Consider the following 17,666-nt stretch of genomic DNA (forward strand, 5'->3'; position numbering starts at 1 on the left):
GGGGAGTCCTTGTGCAAAATTTCAATGATTTTCTCGCTCCTTTTCAAAAACCTCAAATTCCAAGCCCTTTAGATACAACGACGAAAATCTGGCATAGTTTTGCGCTTTTAGTTTTATTTGGTGTTATCCAACAAGTTAATGCACACGTCATAGCACATATTGATTTATTATTTGGTGGCATTGTCGTTCTCGCATTGTTCCTGCCTCAATATTTGCGTTGGTCACTTCTCCTATCCTTATTTTATTGGCTTAGCCTTTTGTTAGAAGTGGAATTACAGAACCATATCGTATGGTTTGTCAGCGTTTGTTTTTATGAAGCAATGGTATTGTGTGTATTATTCGTTCTAAAAAAACACTATTTAAATGTCGGCAATATGCGTTTAAAGAGTTTAGTCGTGCAAATGGGACTTCTTTTGTTGAGCGCTTTTGCTCAGTTACCCGTTAGTTACTTAGTGTTTGACAACGGTTTGGTGACATCTGAATTATCCTTGCTAATGTATTTAGTCAAAACACAGCTTTTTTTGTATGCCAGTGTTTTGTATATTTTATGTGTGACTTGGTTGGTCAAGTTTGTGCGTAGGGATGATGGCCCTTTTATGCATATTGAATGGGCCAAAATGAGTATTCAGATTTCGATTATAGCAATGCTTATTGTTGGGCTATACCAGATCCAACCAAATATTGAATACCTTATGCGCATGGTCTACTTTATTCCTCTCGTTTGGTTTGGTTACCGGTTTGGGTGGGTCGGTGTATTTGTTGCTGTGTTACTCTTGATAACAGCACTTTCCATTTATCTTCATACTGCTCCACTCACATTGGTCATGGAGTACCAAACGTTTTTAGTCAGTTATTTACTCGTTGCATTACTGCTGGGTGGAATGTTTATTGAGCAACACATCATTGAAGAAGAATTGTATAAAGCAAAACACCAAGTAACAATATCCAATCAGGAGTTACAAGATAAGAACAATCAGTTAAAAGTACTGGCGAGTGATATTATTGCGATACAAGAAAGGGAACGTAAAAAACTATCACAGGAACTTCATGATGAAGCTGCGCAAAATATCACAGCATTGCAAGTTGGGATAAAACTGAACGAAAAGAAAGGGTCTGTGACATTCCAATCTCACCTTTCTATCATTAAAAATCAAGCGGCAGAGATTTATCAGAAAGTGTATGAGTTGGTTCATTGGTTAAGACCACGCATAGTGGATGAGGTAGGTTTGGTTGCTACCTTACAAAGTACTTATTTTGCAGATAGATTAGCTAGGGCAAATATCACATACGATGCTCATATTATCTTGGATGAGAGTGCTCTTTCCATTGAGTTGAAGATAGCCATATTTAGACTCATACAAGAGGCAACATTACTGGCGATGGAGAATCGTTCTGTGACTAAATTCTGCGTTCACCTTAGCCAACATCAAGATAAGATAAAATTAGTTATCAGTGATGACCGTGAGCAAGCCTATACTTCTACTAATACTCCTATATTTGATCCATTTAAGATTGAGTACCAAGTATTAGCTTTGGCAGGATCGCTTAGCATAGAACTAGAGTTGGGTATGCGTCTTCAGATATTGCTACCTATGCATACATCTGCTGACCATTTGGGGGAGGGCGCATGATAGATTCTATCTATCCACTGGCGCAAACAAAACAGAAACATCTATTTTGTTTACAAAATCTCCAGCTGTTTCTATTTATACTCCTGATGGAAAATCTGCTTTTTTATATGACACTACAGTTTGAAATCGTACCGGACAATGTCAGTTGGTACTTTCCTGTAGCATTTAATATTCTTTTGTATTTACTACTACCCTTGCGTTTTTGGCCACTGATACTAGTAGCCATTTCATTAGGAAATGGTCTTGCTTACCACTTTTTTTTAGACTACGAAATAGTCTCTATCATGCTAATAAAAGTTAAAGGTATTGTGACTTTTTTGCTTGGGATTTTGGGTATCTTTTATGTAAAAAAATACCACTTAAAGTATGATTGGTTTTCGTTAGATGCGATATTTATCTTGCTCATTGTCGGTTTGTTCTACCGTTTCTCATATATGTTTCTATCGTATTTAGCTGACTTTGGTGTATACAGCGAGATTGCCAATGAACATCTGTTTGAGTATTTTGTTGCACATATACTGGCGGGGACTTTGACTTACTTTTATTTCTTAGCCGGGACGTTGTTATTCTTGTGGGTAAAAAAACGAAAAGCATACCCAAATTTCAGTGAGTTGGCCGTTATTGTTGGAAAAGTGCTCGTTATATTATTGTTGTGTTTTATTGCTTATAAGATTCAGCCAGCGAGTTTTCCTTTTATTCAAGCATTCAGCTTTATACCACTTCTTTGGTTTGGCTATCGTTATGGTTTTTTTGGTATTGTATTTTCGGTATTTGTCGCGATGACAGTGCTCCTACTTTTTCTCTTTAAACAAGAAGGTCCAATTTTACTCCAATTCCAACCTTTTATGATTAGTGCGATGTTGGTTGCTTTCTTAATTGGTGCGGTTTCACTAGAAAACCACAAAACCGAAAAAAGGATCCTGCAACAAAAAGATCAATTAATCCAAGGCAATATAGAATTAGGGGAGAAAAATCAAAAATTTCAAGAATTATCCCGTTCGATATTGGATACTCAAGAACAGGAAAGAAAACACCTTTCCTCAGAGATCAGTGATGAACTGACCCCAGTGGTAAGTGAATTACAGTTGTCCACTAACGCATTATTGTCGGTCGCGAGCACAGAGAAAAATATAGTCAATATCAGTATGATTAAGCAAAGTGTTGCGCAGATTTATAATAGTATTTTTGAGTTAATGCATTGGTTAAGACCTAGCGTCTTGGATCAGCATGGTATTTATTCGACTATCACAGGTGAGTACTTTGCGCAGCGTCTCACCCCTGTTGGCATTCATTATGAAGCGGAGGTTATTGGAGAAAAAGTCCTCTTATCAGAAATAAACGAGATTACTATTTATCGCTTGGTCCAAGAGGCGATAACCAATACGATTAAACACGCTGGAGCGACACGTTTTTTAGTGAAACTGGTCATTCACACTGATGAAATTCAGGTCTATCTTGCTGATAACGGCGTAGGCCTCTGTGAGGCAGATGAAACAAGCTCTTTTGATGGCTTAAATGGCTTTGGTTTAAAAGGACTAAAAAATCGAATATTAGCGCTAAATGGCACGATGGAAACCGTCATTGATATAGAGACTATTGAACACATGCAAACGATGCATAAGCACAGCGGCTTTTGTCTAAAAGTAACGTTGCCCTTATAAAACGGTTCGAAAAGGTCGCTCTTTAGGTTCTTTTCACAATATTTACTTTAATTGAATACTCAATTCTGCTGGATTACCTGGCTTAACTACGAAGCGATATGTGCCAGTCTCTGCGGGTGTGAATTTAAGATTTCCGGCAGTTGCAGCACACAATAGCTCTATCTTTTTATCTGGGTGTGCCATCTGTCCCGCTGGGTTAAAAGCTCCACATGTCAGATCAGGAGTATATACACTATCAGCGAATTTAAAGTCATAAGGTTGACCATCTGCGATTAATGACACTTCAGCAAAATAGTCTCCAGCTTCATTCTTTTGTAACAAATATGGGGCCTCTGCTTCCCACCAGTTAAAAATACCACGAATATACATCGTGTTATATGCTCGTTTGTCCGAACTCTCAACTAAAGGGATGTAGTCACGGAGCTTTGCAGTACTTGCACAGCCGCTGAGCATGCTCAACAATACTAAAGGCAGAACTAAACCTTTATATGTGAGAGAGCGTTGGGGTTGTTCTGATGAGTGAAAAATATCAGGCATGCAATGTCATCCTTGGCGGCAATGAACGATGAATAAAAGGGTTAATGGAAATTCCGTTAACCCTTAGCATAGACTATTTTGTGGCTAAAACTGAAATATCAGCCGTAGATAAAAATAGTTCACGTAGTTGGCTCAATAACGCTAAGCGATTATTACGTGTAGCATCTTCATCAGCCATGACCATGACATTATCAAAGAAGTCGTCAACTGGCCCTTGTAAATCCGCTAATGATGTTAGGATAGCATTGTAATCTTTGTTAGCTAACGCTTGAGCGACAACATCTTGTTGTAGTGCTATCTTTTCAGCTAAAACAATTTCCGCAGCATCACTTAGTAAACTGGCATCGAGTTTGGCTTCACTCACTGAGGCACTGTTTTTGGCTAAGATATTGGCCACGCGCTTGTTCGCCGATGCTAAGGCACCAGCCTGTGCTAAACCTTTAAATTCAGATACAGCATGAACACGCTTACTAAAATCTAATGGGTTCGTGATGTTTCGAGCGCTTACAGCTTGAATCACTTCTGTCTCAATGCCTTGGTCTTGATACATCGCTTTGAAGCGAGCGATAACAAAATCAACCGCATTATCCAGCGCCTCGGTATTTGTCAGCTTGTCCCCATAAGTATTGACCGCAAAAGCCAATAGTTCACGGATATCTAGATTGTAGTTCCGTTCAGTAATGATACGTAAGACTCCAATCGCAGCTCGGCGCAGTGCAAATGGATCTTTATCGCCTTTTGGCAACATACCAATACCAAATATACCTGCCAAGGTATCTAATTTATCAGCTAGTGCGACAGCTGCAGAGGTATCTGATGAAGGTAGGGCATCGCCAGCTTGGCGTGGCATATATTGCTCAGCGATAGCTTCTGCAACAGCACTGTTCTCACCATCATTTAAGGCGTAGTACTTACCCATAACCCCTTGTACATCTGGGAACTCCATGACCATTTCGGTCATCAGATCCGTTTTAGATAACAAGCCAGCACGAGCTGCATCTGTAGCGTTTGAACCAATCTGTTCAGCAATGAATGCAGCAATTTTAGCGATTCGTTGGACTTTTTCAGCCAAAGTACCTAGTTGTTTTTGGAATAAAATACTGTTGAGTGAATCCAAACGGTCTTCTAATGCGGTTTTTTTATCCGTCTCGAAGAAAAATTCAGCATCAGCTAATCTTGGGCGAATAACTTTTTCATTCCCTTCAATCACAAACTCTGGAGCACTAGATTGAATATTTGAAACAAACAAGAATTTAGCAGATAGATTGCCCTCTGCATCTAATAGAGGGACGTATTTTTGGTCGTCTTTCATGGTGTAAATCAGCGCTTCTTTAGGTACGGCTAAAAAACGCTCTTCAAAGCTGGCTTGCATCACGACAGGGTATTCTACCAATGATGCGATTTCTTCTAACAACGCTTGGTTGTAATCTGCAGTCAACCCCAGCTCATCTGCTTTTGCTTCCAAGCCTTTGGCTATTTCTGCACAACGGTCAGCGTAGTTCACGACAACAAAATGTGCTTTTGCCTGAGCTTCATAGTTATCAGCATGATCAAGAGTGAATGTACTAGGTCCATGGAAACGGTGGCCGCGAATGATGCGGTCAGAAGGCATATCTAAAATAGTGGCTGGCAGAATATCTGCACCAAACATGGCAGTGAAAGTGTGTACTGGACGAATGAATTGCGTGTCAGAGCTACCCCAACGCATTGGTTTTGGAATGGGAAGTTTTGCTAGGGCACGATTAACAATGCCTTCGATTAATTCATCCAAAGCTTTGCCAGTGACTGCAGCTTTATGTAATAACCATTCACCTTTATCTGTTTTTAATCGTTCGGCATCTGCTATATCGATACCATTACCGCGAGCCCAGCCTTGCGCAGCTTTGGTCGGATTACCTTCAGCATCAAAAGCCGCTGTGACGGCAGGCCCACGTTTTTCGACGATTTTATCGGCTTGCTGGTAAGCTAATTCTTTGACCTGTATTGCTAAATGGCGCGGTGCGGCAAACCATGTAAGTTCGGTATACGATAATTCTGCTGCGGCTAATTCATTTTGCATATTTTGCGCAAAGCTAACAGCTAGTGTTTTAAGTGATTTTGGTGGTAACTCTTCCGTACCTAGCTCAACTAATAATGTATCTTGACGCATTATTTAGCCTCCTTTTTACACATTGGGAAGCCGAGTGCTTCACGAGCTGCATAATAACTTTCAGCTACCGCTTTTGCCAAAGTACGCACTCGTAATATATAGCGCTGTCTTTCGGTAACTGAAATTGCGTGACGTGCATCCAACAAATTAAACATATGAGATGCTTTCATCACTTGCTCATACGCAGGTAGCGGCAAGTTATTTTCAATTAATTTTTGAGAGTCTTTTTCTGCTTGGTCAAATCCAGCGAATAAAGCGTCAACATCTGCATATTCAAAGTTATAAGCACTCTGTTCCACTTCGTTTTGGTGAAAAACATCACCATAGGTGACAGGGCCATCAGGACCATGCGTCCAAACTAAGTCATAGATACTATCAACCCCTTGTACGTACATCGCTAGACGCTCAAGACCGTAGGTAATTTCACCAGTAACAGGTTTGCATTCTAAGCCACCAACTTGTTGGAAATAAGTGAACTGAGTCACTTCCATGCCATTTAACCAGATCTCCCAACCTAAGCCCCAAGCACCCAGAGTCGGCGATTCCCAGTTATCTTCAACAAAACGGATATCGTGGACAAGCGGGTCAAAGCCGAGTTCTTTCAGAGAGCCTAAATAGAGTTCTTGAATATTCTTGGGTGATGGTTTTAACATGACCTGGAATTGGTAATAGTGCTGTAGACGGTTTGGATTATCTCCATAGCGACCATCAGTTGGGCGGCGACACGGCTGGACATAAGCACTGCTGATAGGCTCTGGACCTAAAGAGCGTAAAAAAGTCATGGGATGGAATGTACCAGCACCGACTTCCATATCGAGAGGTTGAATGATTACGCATCCTTGTTGCGCCCAATAATCTTGCAAGGTGGCTATGAGCCCCTGAAAGGTTTTTACATCGTATTTTGACATGTGCTTATGTTCTACGTTAGTGAATACAAAATCTAGCGCAATAGTTTAACCTAATTGCGCGCATTGATGTAGAGGCAAAGCGTAGAAAATAAGCTAATTTAGATTGTCGGATGGTATGCACGAAGTTTGATGACCTCATCAATGATGGGGGTTTCAAACTCGGCTTCAATCGACAGTCTTTCTTTGTCTTGTTGGCGGCGCTCTTTTTTGGTTAAAGAGGCGCGTGCTTCATGGGTCTTAAAGTGAGATATTTTGTGATGAAGACCGTAAATAGCGGGATAAAGTTCGGCAAATTTAGGCTGTGGTGATAAAGGTAATGCATCGAGGAGATTGGTCAATCTGATCACGCCTTCTGACAAATCACATTGTTGTTGTTCGATAGCTAATGCAATCACATGCACTGACTGCATAATGTTGGTCACACGGTCTTGGCGGAGTTTATCTTTTTTCTGCTGTTGTTCATTGACCTGCGAAAGCAGTTTACCCGCATAAAAACTTAAACCCAAAATAATCGCAACAGCTAGAACGATCAAAGCAATGTACATGTGACTCCCCAAGGATAACTGCCTATAAACTTATCTAAAATCATTAATGTTAATAGCGTCTAATGCCGCTAAAGGATCATCTTCTACAGCCTTCTTGTCCGACTCAGGGGACGGCTCTTCCTCGTCTTTTATACCAAGTAAATCGCATAACACTGCGTGTCTTGCCATCGTGCTTGTCACAAATTCTTGTTCATCGGCAGTCAGTGTTTCATTATTATCTATACGTTCTAACAAGGTATGTAAACGTTCATCCGCTTCCAAAGCCGCGAGTTCAGCGGCTGGGGTAGCAAATTTTCTGATTTTGACTTTTACATCAGGTTTTGGGGTAGGGCGAAGTTCGATAGGCTTTTTACTACCAATTTTAGGATCTTTCCTGACTTTGTTGACGTGTTGTGAGGTTTCCTGTGCGACTGAATGTCTAGAGCCTGCTGGCTTACCCTTTGTCGGCTTGGTTCTTTTGGGAGCTGTAGATGGTTTGCGACCACCTCTTTCTTTTGATTTAGGAATGCCTATTTGACCAACTTTGCGAGATTTTTTGCTATGCGCCATCTTTGGATGAGACCTTTCAGTAAAGAACATGATAAACGAGATGATTATACAACACGTAAGTCCATTGCGTCATATTTAGTTTAGTAACGACTGAAGCTCGTGATTATCACGAAATGATAGTTAATACTAACTATCGTCATGACCAATGAGTAGACAGGTAGTCAGTCAAGTGTGTTAGTGTCCAGCGGTGAATAGCATAATGTCATTGGTGGGGTAGGTAACTGTCCATCCGTATTGTTGCGCCAGGTAAAGAGCAGTTTTTTCGTGATAAAAACAAATGTGAGTGGGATCATTTTTATAATGCCACTGTGCGAAGCGCGTTTCGTCGATTACTCGTTTGGTCATGATTAAAAGCATGCCATGGGGCTTTAATAAACTGTGAAATTGCTTCCACACAGCAGCTGCTTGCCAAATATGTTCAATGACTTCTGTGCATGTAATGACATCATATTGTTGCTTTAGTACGGTCTCATCTGGATAAAAATATTTGTCATACACGGACACCGAACAGCCAAGATAAGATAACTGTGCACCGAGAACTGGCATCGGGCCACAACCAAAGTCCAGAACATCAACAGCAGCTAGAGCATCACTTTTCGTGTTGCTAGGGTGGGGGATTTGAGTATCACTTTGTGTAACACCTAAGTGCACGGGTGCTGGCAAAGATAGGGTTGCTACGTATTCTAAAAACTGCAACCCAAGCTCAAATGTGAGTACTTTGGGTTGCCCAATAACAGTACAGTATTGGTTGAATAGTTCAGTCATGTTAGCAGGCAAGGACAATGCATCAAAATCCGTTGCATTTGTATTTACCAAAGTTGAACCCTCAAGATAACACAGCACTTGGTCGGTCGCTCTGGTCAAAAATGCCTGATATCCCTTGTCAGAAAATACATTGTCATGTTCTTCATATTCGGCTTTTTCTGCCGTAGCCGATAAATGATAAGACTCTGGCACAAAAACAAGATGACACGCCGTACATTGATAGTATTCTCTAGGTACTTTTTTAGTGTTAGGTTTTTTACTAGGGAGTTCCACATGAAACAATTTGCATGGAGTATTCGAGCAAAGTGGGCATTGTTGGGAGTGCATGTGTGAAATGGCCTATCTACGAAAATGTATCTGCTATAGCTTATACCAATCCAGAAAAGAAAAAGGTGATAATTTTCATTATCACCTTAATAGGATGTTGGTTAACACTTCTCCCGAATAACATGCCCTTCTTCCGAGGTTTATGCTTGGATGTTTTCCAACTAACTCTTCTTTTTATTATTATTAACAGAATATCTTTTTTTTGTTTTAGGTCTTCCAAGACTCTTTATGAGCGCGTCCGTCAATGAATTGACAATATACAGTAAAAACTTGTCGGTGCAAGCGAAAAAAACAAAATTTGTTAATTTTGTTAATATTTTGTAACTTTTCAGGGTTTTTACTGATAAATTTTAGGAAAGAGCCTTTATTCGCTGGCACATGTGCTCGTGAAGCTATTGGGGCAATAACAAAGTCCAGTGACCTATTATTGGGTCACTTATTTTGACTAATATCGTGTGTGCCATAAAAAAACCAGTATAAATACTGGTTTTTCAATTCTGCTTTTATCAACAAAACTAGACGGATTTATTATCAGTAATGTAAATAATTCGCCTCATGCGCAATCGAGTAAGTTAAGACTCAACTTGGCACTATACTGCCTTAGTACAGACCCGACAGATACTTAGCAAGAACGTCGATATCTTCGTCAGTTAGTTTAGTCGCAATATCACGCATCATGCCATTCATGTCATTATGACGGCTACCATCGCGGAACATTTTAAGCTGAGCAGCGGTATATTCTGGGTGTTGACCAGAAATGTCTGGGAAACCTGCTTGACCCATACCATTGCCACGTGGACCATGACAAGCGATACATGCTGTAATCTTGCGCTCAGCATCACCACCACGATATAAACGTGCACCAACTGCAACAACATCTTCAGGTGTTTCACCTGGCTTCTGTTCTTGGCTACTATAATATGCGGCTAAATCTAACATGTCTTGCTCAGTTAGAGGCATAGCCATACCGTTCATCACAGCATTATTTCGACCTTCTTTGCCACCTGATTGTGCCGCTTGCTTGAATTCTTGTAGCTGCTTAACTAGGTATTTCTCATGTTGGCCAGCTAGCTTTGGATTCAAAGGAATCGCGCTATTCCCGTCAGCGCCGTGACATGCGCCACACATACCTGCTTTCGCTTTCCCTGCTTCTGCATCACCTTGGGCTAGCGCAAAACCGCTCAGCGTTAATGATAAACAGATCAACAAACCTAATTTTTTCATACTATATCTCTTAAAACGTTAGATAATTTAAACTTGAAACCGTGATATACTGCATATATTACACATTAAATCACCGTAGCAAAACACTATTGATTAAATGTTACCACATTCTCCTGTAAATAACGTACTTTGAATGTGCATAAATCCTTAAATATTTTATACAAAAGAATGATTATTCAATGAGTTACTATACCAAAGCAAAGTTTTCTACGAGCGCCCCTGATATTCTTCATTTAGACCAAAGTAGTGGCATCGAAGTTGCCTTCGCTGGTCGCTCAAATGCAGGTAAATCAAGTGCTTTAAATACCTTAACTCGACAAAAAAACTTAGCCCGCACCAGTAAAACGCCTGGTAGAACGCAGTTGATTAACGTCTTCGAGTTAGAAGAAGATTTACGTCTCGTCGATTTACCTGGTTACGGATTCGCTAAAGTACCTTTGGCCATGAAACTAAAATGGCAAAAAGCACTAGGCGAATATTTACAAAAACGCGAATGCTTAAAAGGTTTAGTTGTCTTAATGGATATTCGGCATCCCTTCAAAGATCTTGACCAAGATTTAATACGTTGGGCTGTAGGTGCTGATATACCGGTGCTTGCGCTGCTCACAAAAGCAGACAAATTAAAAGCTGGAAAACGCAAAGCCCAGGTTCTGATGGCACGTGAAGCGTCCTTGGCATTTTGTGGCGATGTGACCGTACACGCTTTTTCTTCTTTGAATCGTTTAGGGCTACCAGAGTTGGAACGCAAGCTTGATGAATGGTTTGGTCTAGAAAAACCGATTGTTGACTAGACGAATACTCAGCCATAAACTGAACTCTGTCATGAGTTAACATTTTTGTTGCGGTTGTATGCCAGTAAAAATGAAAATGCAGTGATTGCCAACAAAACTCAAACAGATTGAAATTATATTGGACGCGTTTGCGTCCTTTTTTGTGGGTAAAAAAAGATAGGCATAAAAAAAGCCCCAGCAAAAAAAGCTGAGGCTCAAGCAAAGGTTTATAACAAACCTCTGTACCCTACACAAATAAGTGTAATAGGATTTCTGATTTGTGCAAGAAAAAATGTAATTAAATTACAGAATGAAAAATTGTATTTTTCAGCTGAATTTTGTCTGAAACCTCAGGTTTATATCCTTTAATAATCTCAAGTAACTGATTTTAATAGGTTAATGAGCTTCATCCCAGTTATTACCAACGTCGACTTCGACAATTAACGGGACAGATAAACTGACGGCATTTTCCATTAAACTCTTAATTGTGCTTAAATATTCATCAACTTTTTGTTCTTTTATTTCAAAAACAAGCTCATCGTGAACCTGCATTAGTAGTAAAATGTCATCGGAGTTCTGTGTTTGCACCCATTCATCTACTGCAATCATAGATAGTTTTATGATATCGGCAGCTGTTCCTTGCATAGGGGCATTGATGGCTGCGCGTTCTGCACCGGCGCGACGAGCACCATTGCTAGAGGTAATCTCGGGTAGATATAAGCGTCTACCAAATACGGTTTTTACATAACCAGTTGCTTTGGCTTGTTCCCGTGTTGTTTCCATATAACGTTTCACACCAGGATAACGCTCAAAATAAGTCTCTATATAGTGGGCAGCATCAGCGCGAGGTATGTTAAGTTGTTTGGCTAGCCCAAATGCAGACATTCCATATATCAAACCAAAATTAATTGCTTTGGAAGAGCGGCGCTGTTCTGTAGTCACATCCTCTAAAGCTACACCAAAAACTTCTGCAGCGGTGGCTTTATGTACATCAATATCGTGAGAAAACGCATACACTAAGCCTGGGTCGTTTGATAAATGGGCCATGATTCGTAATTCTATTTGAGAATAATCAGCCGCTACAATTTTATATCCGGGTCGTGCAACAAATGCCTGTCTCACTTTCCTACCCTCAGCATTACGAATCGGGATATTTTGTAAGTTTGGATCGGTTGACGACAAGCGCCCCGTCGCTGCCACAGCTTGCTGATACGAAGTGTGTACTCGCATCGTTCGATGGTGCAACATTTTGGGTAACTTGTCTGTGTAAGTATTTTTGAGTTTACTTAACCCACGATATTCCATGATTGCTTTTGGTAACGGGTAGTTTAACGCGAGCTCTTGTAAGACTTCTTCCGACGTTGATGGTGCACCTTTGGGGGTTTTTTTAATGACGGGTAGGTTTAATTTTTCAAATAATATGGTTTGTAATTGTTTTGGTGAGCCTAAATTAAAAGCTTCACCGGCCATTTCATGGACGTCTGTTTCTAATTCTAAAATACGTTGGGCCAATGCTTGTGAATGCTGGGCTAGTTTTTGACTATCAATATGTACCCCATTTTGCTCCATTCTGGCGAGTACACCAGATAGGGGGATTTCAATTTTACTAGCAACATTGGCCAATTCATTTGCTGCGACTAACTGTGGCCACAATACTTGATGCAAACGATACGTAATATCAGCATCTTCAGCGGCATAAGGGGCAGCCTCTGCTAGACCAATTTGATTAAAGGTAAGTTGTTTAGCCCCTTTACCAGCAATATCTTCATAGTGAATCGTTTCATGACCTAAATAGTGGGCCGCCAACGCATCCATGTTGTGCTTGGTGCCCACTGAATTTAACACATACGATTCTAGCATAGTGTCAAACGCTACACCTTGAAGGTGTACATCATAGTTGGCCAACACGTTTTTATCGTATTTGATGTTATGGCCAATTTTTTGTGGTTTAGGGTTTTCCAGTAATGCTTTAAAGGTCTGTAATACCAAATCCCGATCAAGCTGGTCGGGCGCATCCGGATAATCATGCCCAACTGGAATATAACAAGCATCGTTAGGACCGACACACAGTGAGATACCGACTAACTCAGCCTCCATGTAGTTTACGCTGGTGGTTTCTGTATCAATCGCGAATAAAGGGGCGTTTTGACACTTTTGTAACCAGTGTTGTAGTGCTTCTTCGGTATATACTACTGTATAGCGTTCCCTATCTATGGGAGGCTGTTTGGGTAATATAACTGGTGCATCACCGGCAGCAGTAGCACTAGTTTCAGCGGTATCTTGGGTTGTACTTGGTTCGGATGTTACTGGCGTTGTTGATTTTGGCGTAAAGTTTTGACCGGATGCTTCGCTATACCAACGTTTAAACTCATATTCTTGGAATAACTCACTTAACGCTGCTTTATCTTCAGGTTGGACGGTTAATGTATCTGGCGAGTAATCTAAGGGAAGATCGATAACAATGGTCGCGAGTTCATAAGACAAACGTGCATTGGCTTCATGTTCTACCATTTTCTTGGCCATGGTTTTGGCGCCACGAAACTCTAGACTCGCAATCTTATCCAAATTTTCATAAATTTCATTGATGCCACCAATCCCATTTAACAGGCCAACGGCGGTTTTATCCCCCACACCTGGAACGCCTGGGATGTTATCAACTTTGTCACCTTTCAAAGCTAGATAATCAATAATAAGCTCTGGCCCGACCCCGAATTTTTCGAGTACACCTGCGACATCCATAATGGTATTGGTCATAGTGTTAATCAATGTAACGTGGTCATCGACTAATTGGGCCATATCTTTGTCGCCCGTACTCACCAATGAATGCATACCTAACGCCGTTGCGCGTTTGGTCAAGGTGCCAATGACATCGTCGGCTTCCACATTTGGCTCAACAATTAAAGGTAATCCCATCGCTTTGATTATTTCATGCAAAGGGGCTATTTGGGAGCGCAACTCATCCGGCATAGGTGGGCGATTTGCTTTGTATTCTGGGTAAATATCGTCTCTGAAGGTTTTGCCTTTGGCATCAAATATCACACCGATATGGGTCGGATTATACGTTTTAAGCAAACTCTTAAGCATATTCACTACGCCATAAATGGCGTGGGTTTCTTGGCCTTTAGAATTCGACATGGGGGGCATGCCATGAAAAGCGCGAAACAGGTAAGATGAACCATCAACAAGTATAAACGGAGGTTTGCTATCAGACATGTGAATTATTTTCCCAAGAAATTTTTTGTTAATATGCCATAGTCAGGTTTTATAAGCTATACAGGGCTAAAAAATAAATAACAACCTGTGGATAACTTTGTGAGTAAAGATGATTTTTAGGCACAATAAAGAGACTGAGACAGCCTAAAGATTATAAATATTGATAGGATTCAAATACATTGAATCTGGAAATTTTGTTATTATTTTTATACTTTTTGAGTCACTAATAAGAGTATTGGTGAAGGTATAAATTCGAAGAAAGTCACCTCATCGAATTAGTAAATTTAGCACAATGAGATGAAATGAACAGAGCAAATGTTAAATAAGTTTTATATGTTCATTCAAGTGCTTAGTTTTATTATGAAAATTTTTTTAATTAGCACTTTAGATTTTTTTCATACAGGCACATAATGACACAACTCAATTTGCTGTCATAAATTAAAACGTTCCCATGCAGTATCAAGCGCTCATTCGTATTTTAGGCTTACTCGTAGCACTGTTTAGTGTCACGATGATCCCTCCTGCATTAGTTTCTTTGTTTTACCAAGACGGTTCTGGTCTGCCTTTTATCATGGCTTTTGTACTCTGTGTGTCTACGGGGTTAGTTTTTTGGTATCCCAATCGCACCTACAAACGCGACTTAAAAGCCAAAGAAGGCTTCTTGATTGTGGTGTTGTTTTGGTTGGTGTTGGCGAGTTTTGGTGCCATTCCATTTATTTTGCTGGAGCAGCCTAATATCAGTGTGACTGATGCCTTTTTTGAATCTTTTTCCGGCCTGACAACAACTGGAGCTACGGTAATAGAAGGAATCGAATTTTTACCTGAATCAATGCAGTTCTATCGCCAACAATTACAGTGGCTCGGTGGCATGGGGATCATTGTTCTCGCGGTAGCGATATTGCCGTTACTAGGGGTCGGAGGGATGCAGTTGTATCGTGCTGAAACGCCGGGTCCAGTTAAAGACTCTAAAATGACGCCGCGCATTGCTGAGACAGCGAAACAACTGTGGTTTATCTATCTTGGTTTAACCATTGCTTGTGCGGTTGCATATTGGGCGGCCGGTATGAGTGTTTTTGATGCAATCTGCCATTCGTTCTCCACAATCGCAATCGGCGGATTTAGCACCCATGACGCCAGTTTAGGTTATTTTAATAGTCCTCTAATAAATTTGATTTGTGTAGTCTTTTTGTGGATTGCAGCCTTAAATTTCGCTTTACACTTTGCCGCAGCTTCAGGGCGAACTCTGAAAGGGTATTGGAAAGATCCTGAATTTAAAGCCTTCTTCTTTATCCAGTTTGTCATCATCGCTGTATGTTTTTTGGTATTGGTTCAGCATAATGTATTCTCGGATGCAGAAACCGCCTTTGATCAAGCATTATTCCAAGCGGTATCGATTAGTACGACCGCAGGCTTTGCTACTACTGATTTTTCTGCGTGGCCGGTTTTTTTACCGATTTTGTTAATTTTTTCAAGTTTTATCGGAGGTTGTGCGGGCTCAACAGGTGGTGGACTAAAAGTGATTCGTATCTTTTTGCTATATTTACAAGGGAAACGCGAAATTAACCGTTTAATCCATCCAAAAGCCGTATATGCCGTTAAGTTAGGTGAGCGAGCAATGCCAGACCGTGTTATCGAGGCGGTTTGGGGCTTTTTCGCCGCATATGCGATTATATTTGTATTTATTATGTTGGCATTGCTGGGGACCGGCATGGATGATATTACGGCGTTTACAGCAACGGCTGCGACATTAAACAACCTCGGACCTGGCTTAGGTGATGTTGCTGGAACGTATGCCTCAATCTCCGATCCTGGCAAATGGATCCTGGTACTTGCGATGTTATTTGGCCGCTTGGAAATCTTTTCGTTGTTAGTTTTATTCTCACCGACTTTCTGGCGCAGCTAGCCGCATTTATTCTTAGACAACAATTTTCACTTGGATAACATACCCGAGCATACCCGAGCATACCCGAGAGATGGAAGATCTCGGTCATACTTAGCTTTGAGCTCTAAAAGAAAATAGCTGAAGGCTGAAATATTTTTTCAACATCAGAGATGAATTTCTTATCCACTAAGAACAAAATAACATGGTCGTTGGCTTGAATAACCGTATCTGAGTGAGCAATAATCACCTGTTCTTCGCGAACTATCGCACCGATTGTGGTGCCTGGAGGAAGTTTGATTTCACTGATTTCACGACCAATGACTTTAGACGTGTTTTTATCGCCATGCGCTATCGCTTCAATCGCTTCAGCTGCCCCTCGACGCAACGAGTAAACATTGACAATATCACCGCGACGTACATGTGTTAATAAAGCAGAAATTGTGGCTTGTTGTGGTGAGAAAGCGATATCGATTTCCCCACTTTGTACTAGATCTACATAAGCTGAGCGTTGAATCAAAACCATTGCTTTTTTGGCGCCGAGGCGTTTTGCGAGCATGGCTGACATGATATTCGCTTCATCATCATCTGTGACAGCAATAAATGCATCCACTTTTTCAACGTTTTCATCCGTTAAGAGGTCTGAGTCAGATGCATCACCATGAAAGACGATAGTATTGTCTAATACGCCTGACAGGTATGTTGCACGTTGTTCTGAATATTCGATCAGCTTTACATTGTGTTTGTGCTCGAGCTTTTTCGCCAATCCAGCACCAATCAAACCACCACCGGCAATCATTATCCGTTTGTAGCTGGATTCTAACTTTTGTAATTCGTTCATTACCGCTCTGATATGTTTGGTTGCGGCAATGAAAAAGACTTCATCGTCTGCCTCAATGACTGTCGTGCCCAGCGGTCGGATAGGACGTCCTCGTCTATAAATTGCTGCTACACGTGTTTCTACATTCGGGATATGCTCTTTGAGCGTAGATAACGCATGGCCGACTAAAAGCCCCCCGTAATACGCCTTGACCGCTACTAGGGATGCTTTTCCTTCGGCAAATTCGACTACCTGTAAGGCACCAGGATAATCAATTAACCGTTTTATTGCTTTAGTGACGAGTTGTTCAGGCGCAATAATATGATCGACCGTTACCTTGTCGTGATCAAACAGTTCGTCTTTATATAAAATGTACTGCTCAGAGCGGACTCGTGCAATTTTGGTAGGCGTTTTAAATAAGGTAAAAGCGACCTGACAGGCTAGCATGTTGGATTCGTCAGAATTGGTCACAGCAATCAACATATCGGCGTCTTCTGCGCCTGCTTTTTTTAGCACATCAGGATGTGAACCCACACCTTGAACTACTTGAATATCTAGACGATCTTGTAAGTCACGTAAGCACGCACCATCGGAGTCAATCACTGTAATATCGTTACGTTCACCTACTAAGTTTTCAGCGAGTGTACCGCCGACTTGACCGGCTCCAAGGATGATTATTTTCATAATG

13 protein-coding genes are annotated in these 17,666 nt (G+C 40.9%); 4 read left to right on the forward strand and 9 right to left on the reverse strand.

All coding sequences use genetic code 11. The annotated features are described in order from the left end of the window. Positions 1-11 precede the first annotated feature (11 nt). Together NLF92_RS14280 and NLF92_RS07220 are read left to right on the forward strand one after the other, a co-directional pair. Positions 12-1,631, forward strand: a complete 1,620-nt coding sequence (locus NLF92_RS14280) for a histidine kinase (protein WP_254100286.1) — start codon at positions 12-14, stop codon at positions 1,629-1,631. Then, positions 1,628-3,292 carry an ATP-binding protein gene (locus NLF92_RS07220; RefSeq protein WP_254100288.1) on the forward strand — a complete coding sequence of 555 codons (1,665 nt, stop codon included), beginning with the start codon at positions 1,628-1,630 and terminating at the stop codon, positions 3,290-3,292. Before NLF92_RS14280 ends, NLF92_RS07220 begins: the two co-directional genes overlap by 4 nt. 42 nt (positions 3,293-3,334) lie before the next feature. Here NLF92_RS07220 and NLF92_RS07225 read toward each other — a convergent pair whose 3' ends face one another. The 7 genes from NLF92_RS07225 to NLF92_RS07255 form a co-directional block, all read right to left on the reverse strand. After that, entirely contained in the window at positions 3,335-3,829 is a 495-nt protein-coding gene (locus NLF92_RS07225; protein WP_254100290.1) for an early set domain-containing protein, read from the reverse strand. A gap of 73 nt (positions 3,830-3,902) precedes the next feature. Next, positions 3,903-5,978: a glycine--tRNA ligase subunit beta gene (glyS, locus tag NLF92_RS07230; protein ID WP_254100292.1), complete on the reverse strand. Its 2,076-nt coding sequence runs from the start codon at positions 5,976-5,978 to the stop codon at positions 3,903-3,905. Further along, positions 5,978-6,886 (reverse strand): glycine--tRNA ligase subunit alpha, encoded by a 909-nt coding sequence (gene glyQ / locus NLF92_RS07235; RefSeq protein WP_254100294.1) that lies wholly within the window; start codon positions 6,884-6,886, stop codon positions 5,978-5,980. The genes glyS and glyQ overlap by 1 nt, the downstream gene beginning before the upstream one ends. Positions 6,887-6,984: 98 nt before the next feature. Next, on the reverse strand, positions 6,985-7,431 hold the full coding sequence (locus NLF92_RS07240) for a DUF2489 domain-containing protein (protein WP_254100296.1): 447 nt from the start codon (positions 7,429-7,431) through the stop codon (positions 6,985-6,987). 30 nt (positions 7,432-7,461) lie between these two features. Beyond that, on the reverse strand, positions 7,462-7,980 hold the full coding sequence (gene yihI, locus NLF92_RS07245; RefSeq protein WP_254100298.1) for a Der GTPase-activating protein YihI: 519 nt from the start codon (positions 7,978-7,980) through the stop codon (positions 7,462-7,464). Positions 7,981-8,154: 174 nt separating this feature from the next. Continuing rightward, on the reverse strand, positions 8,155-9,072 hold the full coding sequence (locus tag NLF92_RS07250; protein WP_254100300.1) for a class I SAM-dependent methyltransferase: 918 nt from the start codon (positions 9,070-9,072) through the stop codon (positions 8,155-8,157). Positions 9,073-9,672: 600 nt separating this feature from the next. Next, entirely contained in the window at positions 9,673-10,296 is a 624-nt protein-coding gene (locus NLF92_RS07255) for a c-type cytochrome (RefSeq protein ID WP_254100302.1), read from the reverse strand. A 179-nt stretch (positions 10,297-10,475) separates the two neighbouring features. Between NLF92_RS07255 and yihA the strand changes: the two genes are divergently transcribed. Beyond that, positions 10,476-11,087, forward strand: coding sequence for a ribosome biogenesis GTP-binding protein YihA/YsxC (gene yihA / locus NLF92_RS07260; RefSeq protein WP_254100304.1), 612 nt, complete (start codon positions 10,476-10,478; stop codon positions 11,085-11,087). A 375-nt stretch (positions 11,088-11,462) separates the two neighbouring features. Here yihA and polA read toward each other — a convergent pair whose 3' ends face one another. Further along, a complete protein-coding gene (gene polA, locus NLF92_RS07265) occupies positions 11,463-14,279 on the reverse strand; it encodes a DNA polymerase I (RefSeq protein ID WP_254100306.1) in 2,817 nt (938 codons plus the stop codon). Positions 14,280-14,730: 451 nt separating this feature from the next. Between polA and NLF92_RS07270 the strand changes: the two genes are divergently transcribed. Continuing rightward, positions 14,731-16,182 (forward strand): TrkH family potassium uptake protein, encoded by a 1,452-nt coding sequence (locus tag NLF92_RS07270; protein WP_254100308.1) that lies wholly within the window; start codon positions 14,731-14,733, stop codon positions 16,180-16,182. Between the two features lie 103 nt (positions 16,183-16,285). Here the strand turns inward: NLF92_RS07270 and trkA are convergent, their stop codons facing one another. Beyond that, positions 16,286-17,662: a Trk system potassium transporter TrkA gene (trkA, locus tag NLF92_RS07275; protein ID WP_254100310.1), complete on the reverse strand. Its 1,377-nt coding sequence runs from the start codon at positions 17,660-17,662 to the stop codon at positions 16,286-16,288. Between the last annotated feature and the right edge of the window lie 4 nt (positions 17,663-17,666).

Source organism: Opacimonas viscosa (assembly GCF_024199005.1).
Lineage (GTDB): Bacteria > Pseudomonadota > Gammaproteobacteria > Enterobacterales > Alteromonadaceae > Opacimonas > Opacimonas viscosa.